Origin of the sequence: Micromonospora sp. NPDC007220 (assembly GCF_040634035.1) — a bacterium.
Classification (GTDB): Bacteria; Actinomycetota; Actinomycetes; order Mycobacteriales; family Micromonosporaceae; genus Micromonospora; species Micromonospora reichwaldensis.
The window spans coordinates 1-1,153 of record NZ_JBEYEU010000073.1 but is presented as its reverse complement, the minus strand read 5'-3'; the positions used below and the strand labels follow the sequence as shown (position 1 = coordinate 1,153).

Annotated in this window: 1 protein-coding gene; it reads left to right on the top strand. The window is 41.8% G+C overall.

Going from position 1 to position 1,153, the window contains the following annotated elements; translation table 11 throughout:
* Positions 1–151 precede the first annotated feature (151 nt).
* Positions 152–1,099: an IS30 family transposase gene (locus ABZ573_RS32515; protein WP_351004109.1), complete on the top strand. Its 948-nt coding sequence runs from the start codon at positions 152–154 to the stop codon at positions 1,097–1,099.
* Positions 1,100–1,153 lie beyond the last annotated feature (54 nt).

Here is a 1,153-nt window from a genome sequence, read left to right as displayed (position 1 = left end):
TATTAGTATTTTGATATTACTATTTGTTCCAAATTTAATTAAAGAAAAATCCGCAAATTGTAAAATGAAGTTAGCCACCTTGAGTCAAGCAAAAAACATCTGAATCTCTTATACTAGAAGTTCGACCAAATAGTATAAAAAGGAAATTCAGATGCAAGACTATTCTATCACAAGCCAGAGCAAAGGGAAACACCTGACCAATCAAGACCGTTTAAACATTGAACGTTGGCACAATAAAGAAGGACTGAGCAACCGTGAGATTGCGCGCTTATTGAATAAAGCTCATGGGACGATTGACAGAGAGATGAAGCGAGGGGAAATCCAGCTCAAGCGGAAGGTAAAATACTCTGCTAAAAAGGCTCAAGAAAATTATGAAGGATTGAGGGCTCACAGTGTTCGTCCGAGTAAACTCACGACTGAGATTGATTGTTATGTGAGTACACGTCTTAAAGAAGACAAGGACTCTTTGGAAGTCATTCATCAGGCTCTAAAAGGAGTTTCTCTGAGCAGCCTCTACAATTGGGTCAACTGGGGCTGGTTAGAAGCCAAGCGTCATCATCTTTTCTATCCGCAGTATAAGGCGGCAAAGAAAATCAAACCTCGTGCGCCAAAGCATCCTTTTGGTAAGTCTATTGAAGAACGGCCTGAGTTCATTAACAATCGCTTAGAAGTGGGGCATTACGAGATTGACACGGTCATTCTTACGAGAGCTAAGAACAAGGTGCTTTTGACGCTCACAGAGCGAAAATACCGCACGGAGATCATTCGCTTGATTGATGGGAAAACAGCACAGGCGGTCAATGATGAGCTGGTGGAACTTCAAAAAAGTTATGACTTCAAATCCATTACCCCTGACAATGGCCATGAATTTGCAAGGCTCTCTGAGGACGTAAGCTGTCCAGTTTACTATGCACACGCCTACGCGAGCTTTGAGCGAGGGACGAATGAAAACCATAACCGAATGATTCGTAGGCATCTGCCAAAAGGCACAACAAAGACGACCCCTGAAGAAGTCGCCGCTATCGAGTATTGGATGAACCATTATCCAAGAAAAATGTTCAACTATAAGAGTTCATATGAGATGAGCTTGGCTGGCTAACTTGGACTTGCAATTTGCGTAAAAAATTAAATGATCGCTAATAAGGGATATAAG

Excerpts from the sequence above, each read along its gene's own strand:
- ABZ573_RS32515 (WP_351004109.1), top strand. The coding sequence starts at position 152 with ATGCAAGACTATTCTATCACAAGCCAGAGCAAAGGGAAACACCTGACC.